The organism is Pseudomonas sp. LTGT-11-2Z (assembly GCF_003691445.1).
Taxonomy (GTDB): Bacteria; Pseudomonadota; Gammaproteobacteria; order Pseudomonadales; family Pseudomonadaceae; genus Aquipseudomonas; species Aquipseudomonas monteilii.
The window spans coordinates 290,490-307,840 of the sequence record NZ_CP033104.1 but is presented as its reverse complement, the minus strand read 5'-3'; the positions used below and the strand labels follow the sequence as shown (position 1 = coordinate 307,840).

Below are 17,351 nucleotides of genomic sequence, written 5' to 3'. Positions count from 1 at the left end.
ATGAGCACATCCCCTTCAGGCGCCTGGAGCCCGTTGCGCAACACAACCTTCCGCATGCTATGGATCGCCACCATCGCCTCCAATATCGGCACCTGGATGCACGAGGTGGGCGCCGGCTGGTTGATGACCACACTGTCGGCCAGCCCGCTGCACGTGGCGCTGATCCAGGTGGCCGGCTCGCTGCCGATGTTCTTCCTGGCCCTGCCAGCGGGCGCAGCGGCGGATATCGTCGACAAGCGCCGCTACCTGTTGCTGGTGCAGCTGTGGATGTCTGCCGTGGCCGTGGTGCTGGCAGCCCTGACCCTGCTTGGGCTGATGAACGTGACCTTGCTGCTGGTGCTGACCCTGGCACTGGGTATCGGGACGGCGTTGATGATGCCGGCCTGGAGCGCACTGACACCGGAGTTGGTGGGCAAGGAAGACCTGGCCAACGCGGTGGCCATTTCCAGTGTGGGCATCAACGTGTCTCGCGCCATTGGCCCGGCCTTGGCCGGCGTGGTGGTGAGCATGGTCGGCCCATGGCTGACCTTTGCCTTGAACGCGATTTCGTTTGCCGGGGTGATCCTGGTGTTGTTCCTGTGGAAACGCGAGGTGAAGGAGCCACTGCTGCCAGCCGAGCGCTTCGTGGGCGCCATGCGCACCGGCCTGCGCTTCGCGCGCAGTGCCAAACCCTTGCAGGCCGTGCTGCTGCGGGCCGTGGCGTTCTTCTTCTGTGCCAGCGCCGGCACCTCGCTGCTGCCGCTGATCGTGCGCGGCGAAATGCACGGCACTGCTGCCGACTTCGGCTTGCTGCTGGCGGCCATCGGCATTGGCGCGGTGGCCGGCGCCACCCTGCTGCCGCGCCTGCGCGAACGCATCAGCCGCGACCGCCTGGTGCTGTTCGCCAGCCTGCTGTATGCGCTGTTCCTGCTGGCGCTGGCGCTCGTGCGCAACTTCTATGTGCTGCTGCCGGCGATGCTGCTCAGCGGGGCGGCGTGGATCGCGGTGCTGTCCAACCTGCAGGTGGCGGCGCAAACCTCGGTGCCGGCCTGGGTGCGGGCGCGGGCGTTGTCGGTGTACATCCTGATCTTCTTTGGTGCCATGGCGTGTGGCGGGTTGCTGTGGGGCACGCTGGCCAGCCATGCGTCGATCACCTTGAGCCTGCTGCTGGCGTCGGGTGGTCTGGCCCTGGGCACGTTGCTGACCTGCAAGGTAACCCTGCCGGAAACCGAAGCCGAAGAACTGACACCGTCGTTGCACTGGCCTGTTCCGGTGCTGGGCGATGACATGGACAAGGAAAGCGGGCCGGTAATGGTGACGGTGGAGTATCACATCGACCCGACCAAGGCCGAGGCGTTTCAGCTGGCGACGCGGGAGCTGGAAGCCATGCGCAAGCGCAATGGGGCACTGTCCTGGGGATTGATGCGCGACAGTGCAGACCGGGCGTTGTGGCTGGAGTTTTTCTTCGAAGAGTCGTGGCTGGAGCATTTGCGGCATCACCATCGGGTGACCCGAGGGGAGCTGAAGATCGAGGCGCGGGTGCGGATGCTGCAGACGGAGGGGGTGGAGGTGAAGATTCGGCATTTGTTGGCGGGTGGTGAGCACAAGGCTCACCCTTGATGCCGGCGATAGGGCCAGGACAAGCAACACAAAAAAGGGGCCAAAAAACTGGCCCCTTATTCACATCAGCTCAGAAAGCAAAGCACGAACAACCCAACGCGCCCCAGAAGCCCTGGAAGTCGTTGACTGGCACACTCGACTGCCGGGCCTTTTCATGGCTGTGCGCATGCACCCCGCAAGGCCCGACGCACTGGTGCGCCATTGCCGCCAGCGACGGCGTACCCACGCGCCAGTGCCCCGGCACCTTGGCCACCGGCGACCATTCCGGCAGTACCGGCACCTGTGGTGGACCAAGGCGATCAAATTCGCCGGCAGCGTACACAATTTTGCCATCGACAATCGTCAGCACCGACTCGATACCCTTGATCGCCTCTTCATCAACACTGAAGAAGTCCAGCGACAGTGCAGCCAGGTCGGCCAGCTGGCCCACCTTGATCTGGCCTTTCTTGCCCTGCTCGCTGGAGAACCAGGCGCTGCCTTGGGTGAACAGTTGCAGCGCGGTGTCGCGGCTGAGGCCTTCGGGGTACAGCTCCAGGCCGCCAACGGTCTTGCCGCTGACCAGCCAGTACAGCGAGGTCCATGGGTTGTAGCTGGACACGCGGGTGGCGTCGGTACCGGCACCTACCGGCACGCCCATGTCGAGCATGCGCTTGATCGGCGGCGTCTGTTCTGCCGCCTTGGCGCCGTAACGGTCGACGAAGTATTCACCTTGGAAGGCCATGCGGTCCTGAATGGCGATACCACCGCCCAGGGCACGCACGCGCTCGATGTTCTGTGGGGTGATGGTTTCGGCGTGGTCGAAGAACCACGGCAGGCCGTTGAACGGGATGTCGCGGTTGACCTTCTCGAACACGTCGAGCATGCGCGTGATCGATTCGTTGTAGGTGGCGTGCAGGCGGAACGGCCAGCGCTGCTCGACCAGGTGGCGCACCACCGGTTCCAGTTCTTCTTCCATGGTTTGCGGCAGGTCCGGGCGCGGTTCGAGGAAGTCCTCGAAGTCGGCAGCGGAGAACACCAGCATTTCACCCGCGCCGTTGTGGCGCAGGAAGTCGGTGCCGCTGTGCAGCTTGACGCTGGAGGTCCACTTCTTGAAGTCGTCCAGCTCTTCTTTGGGCTTCTGGGTGAACAGGTTGTAGGCGATGCGCACGGTCAGCTGGTTATTGTCGGCCAGCTCCTGGATCACCGAGTAGTCGTCGGGGAAATTCTGGTAGCCGCCGCCAGCGTCGATGGCGCTGGTCAGGCCCAGGCGGTTGAGTTCACGCATGAACTGGCGGGTGGAGTTGACCTGGTATTCCAGCGGCAGCTTCGGCCCTTTGGCCAGGGTGGCGTAGAGGATCATCGCGTTGGGGCGGGCGATGAGCATGCCGGTCGGGTTGCCGAACTTGTCGCGCTGGATCTCGCCACCCGGCGGGTTCGGCGTTTCCTTGGTGTAGCCGACGGCCTTGAGCGCGGCGCGGTTGAGCAGCGCGCGGTCATACAGGTGCAGTAGAAACACCGGGGTATCGGGCGCGGCCTGGTTGATTTCTTCCAGGGTGGGCATGCGCTTTTCGGCGAACTGGAATTCGTTCCAGCCACCCACCACACGCACCCACTGCGGGGTCGGCGTGCGCGCGGCCTGGTCCTTGAGCATGCGCAGGGCATCGGCCACCGATGGCACGCCTTCCCAGCGCAGTTCCAGGTTGTAGTTCAGGCCACCGCGGATCAGGTGCAGGTGCGAGTCGTTCAGGCCGGGGATGACCGTGCGCTGCTTGAGGTCGACGATTTGCGTGGTGGCGCCCTTGTGGGCCATGGCCTCGGCGTCGTTGCCCACGGCGATGAAGCGGCCATCCTTGATGGCGACGGCGGTCGCAGTAGGCTTTTCGCGGTCAACGGTGTGCAGTTTGCCGTTGAACAGAATCAGGTCGGCGGTCATGGAACCTCCTTGGGTGGATGCGTGAGCGGAACCGGCTTGGCCGGTGAAGGGCAATGCGGACCAGAGCGCGCCTGCTGCACCGAGCACGGTGCTGGTGGCGAGGAACTGGCGACGGGTCTTGTCGTTGCGGTCCTGGGACATGAGCTTCTCCGACTGGGGCCGGCAGGGGCGACTGCGAAGCATGCCGGTTGATGCAAGGTCAGGGCTTGGATGGATGTGCGGTGGGTTGAAGAAGGTTAGCCCTGATCAACATTTGTGCTGCCTGGGCTGGCCAGTTCGCGGGCAAGCCCGCGAATGCCTCCCACAGTTACTGCTGGAGGAACGCCAGCAAATCCTCATTCAGCTGCTGCGCATGGGTCACCGCAAACCCGTGCGGCGCACCGGCATACACCTTCAGCTCAGCCCCGCGAATCAGCTCTGCCGCCCGCTTGCCAGTGGTTTCGAACGGCACGATCTGGTCGTCGTCGCCATGAATCACCAGCGTCGGCACATCGACCTTGGCCATGTCCGGGCGGAAGTCGGTTTCGGAGAACGCCGTCACGCAATCCAGGGTGCCCTTGATCGAGGCCATCAGCGCGATGTTCAGGGTTTGCGTCTGCACGCCCTGGGACACCTGCTGCCCATGGTTCAGGCCATAGAACGGCGTGGCAAAGTCGGCGATGAACTGGGCGCGGTCGGCACGCAGGCCGGCACGGATACCCTCGAACACTGACAGGTCGACACCCTCAGGGTTGTCGTCACGCTTGCCGAATACTGGCGTCACAGCCCCCAGCAACACCAGCCCGGCCACACGCTCGCTGCCGTGGCGGGCGATGTAGCGGCTGACATCACCGCCACCCATCGAGAAGCCCACCAGGGTGACGTCGCGCAGGTCGAGGTGTTCGATCAGCTGGGCAATGTCATCGGCAAAGGTGTCGTAGTCGTAACCGTTCCACGGCTGGCTCGAACGGCCGAAGCCCCGGCGGTCGAAGGCGATGGTGCGGTAGCCGCGGCTGGCCAGGAACTCCATCTGCGAATCCCACATGTCGGCATCCAGCGGCCAGCCGTGGCTGAACAGCACGGGCTTGCCGCTGCCCCAGTCCTTGAAATAGATCGAAGTGCCATCGCGGGTAACGAAGGTGCTCATAACGGTATCTCCTTGAAAGTGTCGAGGTGAAGGCGTGGCTCAGCCGCGCAGCCAGTTGGCGCAGCAGCGGGTTACCCAAGGCATGATGTAGAACACCACGGGCAGGATGACGAACAGGTTGACGATGAGGTTGCCGGTGATCGGGCCGCCCAGCTGCGGGAAGCGTGCGAACAGCGGCGCCAGCAGTTGCGGAATGACCATGGTCATCGGGCAGATCACCAGGTAGGTCAGCAGCGCCTGCTTCCAGCGCGGGGGTTGTGCAACCGGGGTGCTCGAAGCGGTGTCGATCACCTGGTGTTGCAGGCATACGGTCACCACGTCGCGGTTGTCTTGGGTTGCGGTGTTCATCGGCGTTCCTTGGGATGAGCTTGCCCGCATCCACTGTGCAACGGCGGACGGGCGGAGGATTGGATGGGTGTGCTGCCCTGCGCGGGCACCGACTTGCGGTGCCCGGGGCGGCGGTTTGGCTTACTTGCCGGCGTTGAAGGCGTTGTAGCTGGTCATCAGGTTGCGGTAGTCCGGGATGTGGTTGGAGCACAGCGCCGCCAGCCCTTCGATATCGTTGCGCCAGTCGCGGTGCAGCTCACAGGCCACGCCGAACCAGGTCATCAACTGCGCGCCTGCCTGGCTCATGCGGTCGTGGGCAGCGTCACGGGTCATGGCGTTGAAGGTGCCGGAGGCATCGGTGACCACGAATACGTCGAACTCTTCTTCCAGGGCGGCCAGGGCCGGGAAGGCTACGCACACCTCAGTCACGACGCCGGCGATGATCAGTTGCTTCTTGCCGGTGGCCTTCACGGCCTTGACGAAATCTTCGTTGTCCCAGGCGTTGATCTGGCCTGGGCGGGCGATGTACGGGGCATCCGGGAACAGCGCTTTCAGTTCGGGCACCAGTGGACCGTTGGGGCCTTGTTCGAAGCTGGTGGTGAGAATGGTCGGCAGGTTGAAGAACTTGGCCAGGTCGGCCAGGGCCAGCACGTTGTTCTTGAATGCGTCCGGCTCGATGTCGCGGACCAGAGACAGCAGGCCGGCCTGGTGGTCGACCAGCAGGACAGCGGCGTCGTCTTTGTTCAGGCGGTTGTATTTGAAGTTGGTCATGGTCGTTGCTCCTAAGGGTTTTGATGTTCAGTAAGTGGGGTGTTTCGCGTTGATGGGAGAAGATTAAAACCATCACCTTTGGAGCGGTAGATAGCTGATTTTGGCTTTAGCGTTCTATTTAAGGAACGACAAATTGGCAGTGGATTTGCTGGGCTACCTGCTCTATTACTACCCACAGCCCTTCCCCCACCCCGAGACCACCATGCTGGCGTTCATCCAGTCGTCCCCGTTGTTGCTCGGTACTGCCCTGCTCCTGCTGGATCTCGTGCTCTGGCAACTCATCCCCATCCAGCGCCGCGCCTGGCGCATCGGCACGCGCTTGGTGATATTCCTGCTGTTCAGCTCGGTGCTGGTGGCCGCTGGCATGAGCCCGCTGCAACCGCCGCCCTGGCCCGACGATGTATCGCGCAACCTCATGGCCACGGTATTGGCGATCGGCTGGTGGCTGTTTGGCGCCCGCACGGTCACGGTGGTGTTTGGCCTGCTGTTGGTGGCCCGTGGCAGCCATGGCGGGCGGTTGCTGCAGGATGTGCTGGGGGCGTTGATCTTCCTCGCCGCTGTGGTGGCTGCCGCCGGCTATGTGATGCAGCTGCCGGTCAAAGGCCTGCTGGCTACCTCCGGGGTGATGGCCATCGTCATCGGCCTGGCGTTGCAAAGCACCCTGGCCGACGTATTCAGCGGCATCGTGCTGAACACCACGCGGCCCTACCAGATTGGTGACTCCATCTCCATCGACGGCACAGAAGGCAAGGTGCTGGACATCGACTGGCGCGCCACACGCCTGCTGACCGGCACTGGCAGCCTGGCGGTGATCCCCAATTCGGTGGCGGCCAAGGCCCGGCTGCTCAACCACAGCCGCCCGGCCGATGTGCATGGGGTGTCGATCAGCGTGGTGGTGCCGGCCAAGGTGCGGCCCAAACGGGTGTTCGATGCACTGGAAAAGGCCCTGCAGGGCGTCAGTGCCATTCTTGAGACCCCAAAGCCGAAAGTGACGGTGAAGGCCTCGACACTGGAATCCGTGGAGTACGAGGCCAGCGGCTTTGTGGCCGACGCAGGCGCGAAGGGCGACGCGCGCAACCAGCTGTTCGACCTTGCGCACCGCCACCTGGAGGCCAGCGGGGTGATGTGGAACGTGGACCTGGCCCTGCCGCCGCGCAGCCGCCAGCGCGAAGTACTGGACGAAGTGCGGGTGTTCCGCTCGCTAAGCGATGAAGAGCGTGATGCGCTGAGCCAGCGCATGACAGCGGTGGAGTACCTGGCGGATCAGGTGATCCTGGGCGTTGGCGAGCATTCCGATCACCTGTTGGTGATTGGCAGCGGGGTCATCTCGGCATCGGTGCGCGATGGCGACAAGTTGGTCGAAGCCGGGCGCATGGGGCCGGGTGAGGTGCTGGGGATCGAGGGCATCATCGATGAAGAGGATTCGCTGGCCGAGTTCCGCACGCTGACCAGTTGCGTGCTGTACCGGATCGACAAGGAACAGGTGAAGAGCTGCTTGCAGCAGCGTGGCGAGGTGCAGACGGCGCTGAGCAAGTTGCAGCGGTTCCGGCGCCAGAGCCGGGAGTCGTTGTTGCTGCAGAAGCCGGCCCTGATCAAGAAAGGCGGCTTCCTTAGCTGGTTGCACAAGTAAGCCTGACCGGCCTCTTCGCGGGCTCGCCCGCGAAGAGGCCAGAACTTACAACACAACTCTCAAGCACTGCCCCGCGTGGTACAGCGAGAAGCCAGACTCATAGAACGCGGTGCGCAGCGATGGCGCGCTCACACCGGTCATCGGCGAGAACGGAATCGGCAGGCTATCCGCCTCCCCCTTCAGCAGGAACTCGGCAAACGCCCGGCCAATCACGGTGCCGGTGGTGTTACCCCGCCCGTTATAACCGGTCACCGCCACCAGCCCCGGCGCCGGCTCAAACAGGCGCATCAGGTGATCGGGGGTGAAGTCGATGCAGCCCGTCCAGTGCATTTCCCACTCGACCTTGCCCAGCTCCGGGTAGTAGTGGCTCTGGATCCGGTCTGCCCAACTGCGCACAAACCACGCCGGCTTGTTGTCGACCCGGCCCAGGCTGCCGAGCAACAGGCGGCCTTGGTCGTCACGGCGGATGCTGCTAAGCACGGTGCGGGTGTCCCACGAGCCTTGGCCGTGCGGCAGCACCTTGTCGGCTGCTGCGCCCTGCAACGGCTTGGACGCCACTTGGTAGTAGTATCCACGGAAGAACTGCTTCTGCAGGTTGCTCCAGTCGCCTTCGGTATAGGCACCGGTGGAAATCACCACCTTGTCGGCGCGCACCGAGCCGCGTGCGGTCTTCACCCGCCAGGCATCGCCGTCACGCTCCAGGCCTTCGACCGAAGACTGCTGGAACAGTTTGCCGCCCAGGCGCGCCACGGCAGCCGCCAGGCCCTGGGTGTAACCCATGGGGTTGATGGTGCCGGCGCGGCGGTCGAGCAGCGCGGCAGAAATCTTGTTGGTACCGCAGTATTCCTGGCACTGGGCGCCGGTCAACAGCTCTACGTCGGCACCGCGGCGGCGCCATTGTTCGTGACGGGCCTCAAGGTCGGCGATGCCGGTGGCGTTGTGCGCCATGTGCAGCGTGCCTTTGTGCTGGGCCTGGCAGTCGATGCCCAGGCGCTCGATCATGGCGAACACTTCAGCCGGGGCTTCGCCGAGCACTTTGTTCAGGCGGCTGCCTTGCTTCTGGCCGAGGGTGGCCTCGACGTCGTCAGGGCGGATCCAGGTGCCGGCGTTGACCAAGCCCACGTTGCGCCCGGAGCCGCCGTGACCGACCTTCCAGGCCTCCAGCAGAATCACCGACTTGCCCTGTTCGAGCAGGTGGATGGCTGTAGACAGGCCGGTAATGCCGCCACCGATCACGCAGACATCGGCCTTGTGCTCACCGGCCAGGGCCTGGGCGGCAACGGTCGGTTTGCTGACGAATTCCCACAAGCATTCTTGACGCAGTTCGGACATGGCCCGGCTCCAGCAGTGTTGTTCTTATTGCAGGTGCATCTGACTATTTGGGGCCGCTTTGCGGCCCATTCGCGGGACTAGCCCGCTCCCACAGGGACCACACAAGCCTGAAAGGCAGCGGGGATCCTGTGGGAGCGGGCTTGCCCCGCGAACCGGGGGCAACGCCCCCGGCCATGCAGCATCAGTCGAACACAATACCCTGCGCCAGCGGCAGCTCACGCGAGTAGTTCACGGTGTTGGTCTGACGACGCATGTAGCCTTTCCAGGCATCCGAACCCGACTCACGACCACCGCCGGTTTCCTTCTCGCCACCAAACGCACCGCCGATCTCGGCGCCGCTGGTGCCGATGTTGACGTTGGCGATGCCGCAGTCGCTGCCCGAAGCACTCTGGAAGCGCTCGGCCTCACGAATATCGGTGGTGAAGATGCACGACGACAGGCCTTGTGGCACTTCGTTGTTCAGGCGCAGGGCCTCTTCAAAGTCGTCGTAGGCCAGCACGTACAGGATCGGGGCGAAGGTTTCGTGGCGCACCACGTCGCTCTGCGCCGGCATTTCGGCAATGGCAGGCGACACGTAGTAGGCGTTCGGGTACTGGTCGGCCAACTGACGCTCGCCACCAAACACCTGACCACCTTCGTCGCGGGCCTTGGCCAGCGCGCCCTGCATGGCATCGAACGACAGCTTGTCGATCAGCGGGCCGACCAGGTTGTCCTTGCGTGGGTCGCCGATGCGCACTTTGCCGTAGGCGGCTTTGACACGGGCAACCACTTCGTCCTTGATCGAGCGGTGCACGATCAGGCGGCGCAGGGTAGTGCAACGCTGGCCGGCGGTGCCGACAGCCGAGAACAGGATGCCGCGCACGGCCAGGTCCAGGTCGGCGCTCGGGGCCAGGATCATGGCGTTGTTGCCACCCAGCTCGAGGATGCTGCGGCCAAAGCGGGCAGCAACACGTGGGCCCACTTCGCGGCCCATGCGGGTGCTGCCGGTGGCGCTGACCAGCGGTACGCGCGGGTCGTCGACCATGGCTTCGCCAGCTTCGCGGCCACCGATGACCAGTTGCGCCAGGCCAGCCGGGGCATCGCCGAAGGCTTTCAGGGCTTTTTCGAACAGCGCCTGGCAAGCCAGGGCGGTGAGCGGGGTCTTCTCAGACGGTTTCCACACCACCGAGTTACCGGCCACCAGGGCCAGGGCGGTGTTCCAGGCCCACACGGCGACCGGGAAGTTGAAGGCGCTGATCACGCCGACCACACCCAGCGGGTGCCAGGTTTCACGCATATGGTGGCCCGGGCGCTCGGAGGCAATGGTCAGGCCGTACAGCTGACGCGACAGGCCAACGGCGAAGTCGCAGATGTCGATCATTTCCTGTACTTCGCCCAGGCCTTCCTGGGTGATCTTGCCGGCTTCGATCGATACCAGCTCGCCCAGGTCGGCCTTGTGCTCACGCAGCACTTCGCCAAACAGGCGCACCAGTTCGCCACGGCGCGGGGCCGGCACAGTGCGCCAGGCTTCGAAGGCGCTTTGGGCCTGGTCGATGCGGGCGATGGTCTCGGCCTTGCCGAGCAGTTTCACCGAGGCGATCTGGCTGCCGTCGATCGGCGTGTGAACAGGGTAGTCGCCCTGGGTGTAAGCCTCGGCAGCAACGCCAAGGCGCTCGAGCAATCCAGCAACCATTTGTGCTTCTCCTACATCGGGTGATGGGGTGGAAAAATGATGTGGATCAGTATTAATCCGATCACATAGGTACAACAAACGACCTTTATTCCGCATATCATTCCGTCAGGTAATGATTTGAGCCGCAGAGAACGCTATGTCCAAACGCCTGGTGCCCTCCATGACCGCCCTGCAGTGCTTTGAAGCTGCAGCCCGCCATTTGAGCTTTACCCGTGCCGCCGAAGAGCTGCACCTGACCCAGAGCGCGGTCAGCAAGCAGGTGGCGCAGCTTGAAGACATGCTGCGCCACCACCTGTTTCTGCGCATTCGCAGGCGCCTGCAATTGACCCCGGCCGGCAGCCTGTACCTGGCCGAGGTCAACAAGATCCTCACCCAGGTGGACATGTCCAGCCGCTACGTACTCACCTACGGCGAGCAGACCGAGATATTGAAGGTAGCCACTCAACCGAGTTTTGGCGTGCGCTGGCTGATCCCGCACCTGAAGGGTTTTGGTAAGCGGCACAGCAATATTCACCTCGATATCCGCAACGAGATGGAGCCGTTTGCCCTGTTGCAGGGCTCGGCGGACGTGGTGTTTTTCTACGGCCAGGGCACCTGGCCGGGGGCCACCTGCGTGGAGCTGTTCCGCGAAGAGGTGGTGCCGGTGTGCGCGCCGGAGCTACTGGCCGGGCGCACACTGGGCGATGCCGCAGAGCTTGCCGACCTGGTGCTGTTGCAGAGCACGTCGCGGCCGGAGGCGTGGCATGAGTGGTTCCTGGAGCAGGACCTGCAGAGCGTCAGCGCTTACCACGGGCCACGCTTCGATACGTTCTATATGGCCTTGAGCGCGGCGCAGGCCGGGTGCGGGGTGGCGCTGGTGCCACGTTACCTGGCAGCGAAGGAGCTGGCCGAGGGGAGTCTGGTGGTGCCTTGGAACCATGCGATGCGCAGTGCCGGAGCGCATTATCTAGCGTATGCCGAGCATGCGGCGGAGGTGCCCAAGGTCAGGGCATTGGTGGAGTGGATTCGCGAGCAGCTTCAGGCTTGAGGGCCTCTTCGCGGGTTAACCCGCGAAAGGGCCCTGAAGGTCGATCAAAAAAGGAATGACACACTCACTTTTTTTCGCTTGTGAGCCAAGTGCATTCCCAGCTTTCATGTAAGCGTCCGAACCCAACCAGGAAGCTAGCGATGCCCGCCCACGATTTCGTCAGCCCAGACAGCATTCGCGCGCAGTTCTCTGCCGCCATGTCGCTCATGTACAAACAGGAAGTGCCCCTGTACGGCACGCTGCTGGAGCTGGTGAGCGAAATCAACCAGCAGGTCATGGCCCAGCAGCCCAAGGTTGCCGAGGCCCTGCGCTGGACCGGGGAAATCGAGCGACTGGACCAGGAGCGCCATGGCGCCATCCGCGTTGGCACCGCCGAAGAGCTGGCCACCATCGCCCGCCTGTTTGCCGTCATGGGCATGGAGCCGGTCGGCTACTACGACCTGAGCTCCGCTGGCGTGCCGGTGCACTCCACCGCCTTCCGTGCCGTGCATGAACAGTCGCTGCATGTCAGCCCGTTCCGTGTGTTCACCTCGCTGCTACGCCTGGAGCTGATCGACAACCCGCAACTGCGCGAGCTGGCACAGGACATCCTGGCCAAGCGCCAGATCTTCACCAACCGCGCCCTCGAACTGATCGCCCAAAGCGAGCGCGATGGCGGGCTGAACGCCGCAGATGCCGCGGCGTTCGTGCAGGAAGCGTTGCACACCTTCCGCTGGCACCATGACGCCACCGTCACCGCCGAGCAGTACCAGCAGTTGCACGACCAGCACCGCCTGATCGCCGATGTGGTGGCCTTCAAGGGCCCGCACATCAACCACCTGACCCCACGTACCCTGGACATCGATGCGATCCAGGTCGGCATGCCGGCCAAAGGCATCCCGCCGAAGGCCGTGGTCGAAGGCCCGCCTACCCGTCGCCACCCGATCCTGCTGCGCCAGACCAGCTTCAAGGCTTTGCAGGAAAAGGTCGCGTTCAGCGACCAGCAGGGTAGCGAAGGCAGCCACACCGCCCGTTTCGGCGAGATCGAACAACGCGGTGCGGCGCTGACGCCGAAGGGTCGCCAGCTGTACGACAAGCTGCTCGATGCCACCCGCGCTGCCCTGGGTGGCGCACCGGCCGAGGCGAACGCCGAGCGCTACATGTCGCTGCTGAAAGAAACCTTTGCAGCATTCCCGGACGACCTGGCGCAGATGCGGGAACAGGGCCTGGCATACTTCCGCTACTTCGCCACCGAGAAAGGCCTGGCTGCGCGTGACCAGGAAGGCCGCCCGACCACCCTGCAAGGGCTGATCGACGCAGGCCATGTGCACTTCGAGGCGCTGGTGTACGAGGACTTCCTGCCGGTGAGCGCGGCGGGCATCTTCCAGTCCAACCTGGGCGACGATGCGCAGGCCGAATATGGCAGCAACGCCAACCGCGATGCCTTTGAAGCGGCGTTGGGGTTGCAGGTGCAGGATGAGCTGGCGCTGTATGCGCAAAGTGAACGCCGGTCGCTGCAAGCCTGTGCGCAGGCGTTGAACCTGGGTTCGATGTAAGGCATTGCGGCCTCTCCCCGGGTTTACCCGCGAAGAGGCCGGTACAGGCGATCAAAGGGGCGGCAGGATTTCCACATTCGGCAAGTCCATCGCCGCCACCTCGTCTTCCAGAAAAGCACTCAGCCGCCGCAACCGCTCCCCCCCTGGCCGGGTACGCGGCCACACCAGGTAATAATCCATCCCACTGGGCACCGCCGTCGGCCAAGGCAGGCTCAAGCGCCCCTGCGCCACATCCTCGGCCACCATCAGCAAATCGCCCATGGAAATCCCATAGCCACGCGCCGCCGCAATCATGCCCAGCTCCAGGGTATCGAACACCTGCCCGCCCTTGAGCGAAACCTTGTCGCTCAACCCCATGCGCTCCAGCCACTCCCGCCAGTCGCGCTTGTCCACCGTGGGGTGCAGCAGCTCGATAGAGGCCAGCCGGCGCTCGTCCCACGGCCCTTTTTCCAGCAGGTCTGGCGCCCCCACGGGTATCAACAACTCCGGGAACAGCTTGCGCACTTCCCAGTCCGGCGGGAACACCCCGTCGCTGAGCAACACCGCGCAATCGAACGGTTCCTGGTTGAAGTCCACATGGTCAACGTCCATCCAGGCGCTGGTCAGCTGTACTTCATTGCCTGGCTGCAGGTGACGGAAACGGCTCAAGCACGCCAGCAACCAGCGCATGGTCAGGGTCGAGGGGGCCTTCATGCGCAGGATGTCGTCTTCACCGCGTAAGGTATCGCAAGCCCGCTCCAGCGCCGCGAAGCCTTCGCGAACGCCTGGCAGCAATACCCGTGCGGCCTCGGTCAGTTGCAGGTTGCGGCCACTGCGCACGAACAGGCGGCAGGCGAAGTGATCCTCCAGCGTGCGGATATGCCGGCTGACCGCGCTCTGAGTGATCGACAGTTCCTCACCGGCACGGGTGAAGGAACTTAGCCGTGCGGCGGCTTCGAATGCGCGAAGGGCATACAACGGAGGAAGCTGACGGGACATGAGGCACCTGCCATACGGGGCTGTGGAGCGGATCACCAAGAAGCATATATACATGAGTCAGACTCATGCCAATGATCGCTTTTATCCTTTTGTGCAAAGTTGACCAAAGCCTCAGAATCGCCCTTCGTTCATCACCTCAGGAAGAAGGACAGCCCTCATGCACGTCGCGCCCACCACAGAACTCAAGGCTTTGCTGCGCCTGGCCGGGCCGCTGATTGCCTCGCAGTTGGCGCACATGCTGATGGTGCTGACCGACACCCTGATGATGGCCCGCATCAGCCCGCAGGCCCTGGCCGGTGGCGGTCTAGGTGCAGCCAGCTACTCGTTCGTGTCGATCTTCTGCCTGGGTGTGATCGCCGCAGTCGGCACCCTGGTGGCGATTCGCAAGGGTGCCAACGATATCGAAGGCGCGACCCGACTGGCGCAGAGCGGCCTGTGGCTGGCCTGGGGCCTGGCACTGTTCGCCGCGCTGGTGCTGTGGAACCTGGAGCCGGTGCTGCTACTGTTCGGGCAAAAGCCCGAGAACGTGGCCTCGGCGGCCGAATTCCTCACGCTGCTGCCACTGGCACTGCCCGGCTACCTGACGTTCATGGCGTTGCGCGGTTTCACCAGTGCGCTGGGGCGCTCGACCCCGGTGATGGTCATCAGCCTGGCCGGCACGGTGCTCAACTACCTGTTCAACGTGGCGCTGATCGAGGGCATGTTCGGCCTGCCCAAGCTGGGCCTGATGGGCATCGGCCTGGTCACCGCAGTGGTGTCGATGGGCATGGCTATCGCGCTGGCGCTGTATATCCGCTGGCACTCGGCCTATGCCGCCTACCCGCTGCGCAAGGGCCTGTCGCGCCCGTCGCTACCAGCACTGCGCGAGCTGTGGCGTCTGGGGCTGCCAATTGGCGGTACCTACATGGTGGAAGTGGGCCTGTTCGCCTTCGCCGCGCTGTGCATGGGCGTGCTGGGCAGTACCGAACTGGCCGCGCACCAGATCGCCCTGCAGATCGTGTCCACGGCATTCATGGTGCCGACGGGGCTGTCGTATGCAGTGACCATGCGGGTGGGTTTGTATTACGGCGCTGGCAACCTGCTGGCGGCGCGCAGCGCCGGGCGCGTGGGCATTGGCTTCGGGGCGATGATCATGTTTGCCTTCGCCGCGCTGTTCCTGCTGCTGCCCGAGGCGCTGGTGGGACTGTTTATCGACCGTAACGACCCGGCCTTTGCCGCGATCTTCCAGGTGGCCGTGCAGTTGCTGATGGTGGCAGCGTGGTTCGAGCTGTTCGATGGCATGCAGACGATTGCCATGGGCTCGATCCGCGGGCTGAAGGATGCCAAGACCACCTTCCTGATCGGGCTGGTGTGCTACTGGCTGGTGGGGGCGCCGAGTGCGTGGCTGTTCGCGTTCAACCTGGGCGCCGGCGCGGTTGGGATCTGGTGGGGCTTGGCGCTGGGGCTGGCGTGTGCGGCGGTGGCGCTGACGTTTGGCTTTGAGTGGCGGATGAAGCGGCTGCTGGGGAAGGCCGGTTCACCTGACAGGTCTGTGGTGTCTGTTTGATTGTTGGGCCGCGAAAGGAGGGCGAAGCCCTCCCCTGCTATCTCAAACGCTAACCAGCTTCGGCCTGCTGCAATCCAGCAAAAATTCGATCAATTCCCCCACCGGCAGCGGCTTGCTGACCAGAAAGCCCTGCACCTGATCGCACCCAAACCCTCGCAACAAGGCCAGTTGCGCTTCACTCTCCACCCCCTCGGCCACCACCTCCAGGTTGAGGTTGTGCGCCAGGTTGATCATGGCATGCACCAGCTTGCGGTTTTCCTCGCGCATTTCCATTTCGGCCACAAAGCTGCGGTCTACCTTGAGCAAGGTGATCGGCAGGCTGTTGAGGTGCACGAACGAAGAGAACCCGGTGCCAAAATCGTCGAGCGAGAAGCGCACACCCAGGCGGCCAAGGGCGTCCATGGTCTGGCGCACCAGTTCGTTGCGGCGCATCACTGCCGTTTCGGTCAGCTCGAACTCCAGCCAACGGGCATCCACACCATGCTCGATGATCAGGCGGCTCAGAGTGGCCAGCAGCTGGCTGTCCTGGAACTGGCGGAAGCTGAGGTTAACCGCCATGTGCAGCGGTTCCAGGCCGCGCTCGCACAGCGCCTGCATGTCGCGCAGCGCCCGGGAAATCACCCAGTAACCCAGCGGCACGATCAGGCCACTTTGCTCGGCCAACGGCACGAACTCGCTGGGCGGCAGCAGCCCGCGCTCGGCATGGCGCCAGCGCACCAGCGCCTCCAGGCCAACGATGCGCCCGTCCGCCAGGTCAAGCCGTGGCTGATAGTGCAGCTCCAGCTCATCACGGCGCAGGGCGCGGCGTAGCTCGCTTTCCAGGTCGGCCAGGCTACGGGCGTTGCGGTTGATGCGCTCGTTGAACACATGGAAGGTGCAGCCTTGGCTACCCTTGGCCTGGCGCATGGCGATGTGGGCGTGCCACATCAAAGGGTCGGCCCCCGCTTGGGCGCGGGCATGGGCCAGGCCCAGGCTGCAGCCCAGCAGCAGGCTTTCGCCGTCGATGAAGTAGGGTTCGGCCAAGGCTTCGACGATACGCTCGGCAATCCATTCGGCGCGGTTGGCGTCGCGGCGGGTGTCGATCAGCAGGGCAAACTCGTCGCTGCCCAGGCGGGCCAGCTGGTCACCCGCCTCCAGCTGGTTTTGCAGCCGCGCCACCACCTGCAAAATCAGCCGGTCGCCGCTCTGGTGGCCGAGGGCATCGTTGACGTGGCGGAAGTTGTCTAGGTCCAGGTGGCCCAAGGCAACGCCACGGCCTTCGTTTTCGGCCAGGCGCGCAGTCAGCAAGGCCTGGAAACCTTGGCGGTTGGCGATGCCGGTCAGGGGGTCCTGCTCAGCCAGGCGCTGCAAGGTGGCCACCAGCACACCACGCTCACGTACATGACGCAGCGAGCGGCGCAAGGTATCGGCATTGAGCTGGCCGCGTACCAGCCAGTCGCTGACGGCCGTAGGCGCCACCTCGGGCTCGTGGTCGAGCAGCAGGATGGTCGGCAGGTCGCAGCGCCCGGGCACGGGCTGCAGGGCCGGCGTTGCCAGCACCACAGCCTGGCGATCATTGCTGAACAGGCTGTCGACGGATTCCCAGTTCGGGGCGGTGAGCAGCACGGCGCTGCCGCTCAGGGCAGGCATGCAAGCGTGCAACAAGGCGGCCCATTCCGGCTCATCAGCCAACAGCAGCAAACGCAAAGGTTCGACAGGCGTGGACAAGCGGACTCCTTAGGGCTTCACGGTGCAACGATAACTGGCGGGTATGCTACTGCATTTAATGAAAATGATTTTCACTTTTATACATGTTTTTACGGGCGTAGCATCCCGACGTATTTTGTCGTGCATCCTGCTCGAAACGAGCCGAACCGGCAAATATGATTTTTTCAGGTGCTAGGATTAGTCCCGCTA

Annotated in this window: 13 protein-coding genes; 5 read left to right on the top strand and 8 right to left on the bottom strand. The window is 63.9% G+C overall.

Annotated elements, in window-relative coordinates:
- A complete protein-coding gene (locus D8767_RS01470; protein WP_025755060.1) occupies window positions 1-1,599 on the top strand; it encodes an MFS transporter in 1,599 nt (532 codons plus the stop codon).
- Between the two features lie 70 nt (window positions 1,600-1,669).
- Here D8767_RS01470 and D8767_RS01465 read toward each other — a convergent pair whose 3' ends face one another.
- The 4 genes from D8767_RS01465 to ycaC form a co-directional block, all read right to left on the bottom strand.
- A complete protein-coding gene (locus D8767_RS01465) occupies window positions 1,670-3,511 on the bottom strand; it encodes an amidohydrolase (protein ID WP_162998298.1) in 1,842 nt (613 codons plus the stop codon).
- Window positions 3,512-3,818: 307 nt separating this feature from the next.
- Window positions 3,819-4,637, bottom strand: a complete 819-nt coding sequence (locus tag D8767_RS01460) for an alpha/beta fold hydrolase (protein WP_016712667.1) — start codon at window positions 4,635-4,637, stop codon at window positions 3,819-3,821.
- A 39-nt stretch (window positions 4,638-4,676) separates the two neighbouring features.
- On the bottom strand, window positions 4,677-4,985 hold the full coding sequence (locus tag D8767_RS01455; protein ID WP_016712668.1) for a hypothetical protein: 309 nt from the start codon (window positions 4,983-4,985) through the stop codon (window positions 4,677-4,679).
- Between the two features lie 120 nt (window positions 4,986-5,105).
- Complete coding sequence (gene ycaC / locus D8767_RS01450; protein WP_016712669.1) at window positions 5,106-5,735, bottom strand: isochorismate family cysteine hydrolase YcaC; 630 nt, start codon at window positions 5,733-5,735, stop codon at window positions 5,106-5,108.
- Between the two features lie 202 nt (window positions 5,736-5,937).
- Here ycaC and D8767_RS01445 point away from each other — a divergent pair, with 202 nt between their 5' ends.
- Window positions 5,938-7,365: a mechanosensitive ion channel family protein gene (locus D8767_RS01445; protein WP_028699244.1), complete on the top strand. Its 1,428-nt coding sequence runs from the start codon at window positions 5,938-5,940 to the stop codon at window positions 7,363-7,365.
- A gap of 45 nt (window positions 7,366-7,410) precedes the next feature.
- Here D8767_RS01445 and D8767_RS01440 read toward each other — a convergent pair whose 3' ends face one another.
- Together D8767_RS01440 and D8767_RS01435 are read right to left on the bottom strand one after the other, a co-directional pair.
- Window positions 7,411-8,697 (bottom strand): FAD-binding oxidoreductase, encoded by a 1,287-nt coding sequence (locus tag D8767_RS01440; RefSeq protein ID WP_016712671.1) that lies wholly within the window; start codon window positions 8,695-8,697, stop codon window positions 7,411-7,413.
- Between the two features lie 181 nt (window positions 8,698-8,878).
- Entirely contained in the window at window positions 8,879-10,369 is a 1,491-nt protein-coding gene (locus tag D8767_RS01435; protein ID WP_016712672.1) for an aldehyde dehydrogenase family protein, read from the bottom strand.
- Between the two features lie 136 nt (window positions 10,370-10,505).
- Here D8767_RS01435 and D8767_RS01430 point away from each other — a divergent pair, with 136 nt between their 5' ends.
- Entirely contained in the window at window positions 10,506-11,396 is an 891-nt protein-coding gene (locus D8767_RS01430; RefSeq protein ID WP_016712673.1) for a LysR family transcriptional regulator, read from the top strand.
- A 140-nt stretch (window positions 11,397-11,536) separates the two neighbouring features.
- Entirely contained in the window at window positions 11,537-12,931 is a 1,395-nt protein-coding gene (locus D8767_RS01425; protein WP_016712674.1) for a VOC family protein, read from the top strand.
- 51 nt (window positions 12,932-12,982) lie between these two features.
- On the opposite strand, the gene D8767_RS01420 is transcribed toward D8767_RS01425, so the two are convergent.
- On the bottom strand, window positions 12,983-13,909 hold the full coding sequence (locus tag D8767_RS01420; RefSeq protein WP_028699247.1) for a LysR substrate-binding domain-containing protein: 927 nt from the start codon (window positions 13,907-13,909) through the stop codon (window positions 12,983-12,985).
- A gap of 157 nt (window positions 13,910-14,066) precedes the next feature.
- On the opposite strand from D8767_RS01420, the gene D8767_RS01415 reads away from it, so the two are divergent.
- Window positions 14,067-15,455, top strand: coding sequence for a NorM family multidrug efflux MATE transporter (locus tag D8767_RS01415; RefSeq protein ID WP_016712676.1), 1,389 nt, complete (start codon window positions 14,067-14,069; stop codon window positions 15,453-15,455).
- A gap of 42 nt (window positions 15,456-15,497) precedes the next feature.
- Here D8767_RS01415 and D8767_RS01410 read toward each other — a convergent pair whose 3' ends face one another.
- Window positions 15,498-17,162 carry a bifunctional diguanylate cyclase/phosphodiesterase gene (locus D8767_RS01410; protein ID WP_016712677.1) on the bottom strand — a complete coding sequence of 555 codons (1,665 nt, stop codon included), beginning with the start codon at window positions 17,160-17,162 and terminating at the stop codon, window positions 15,498-15,500.
- Window positions 17,163-17,351 lie beyond the last annotated feature (189 nt).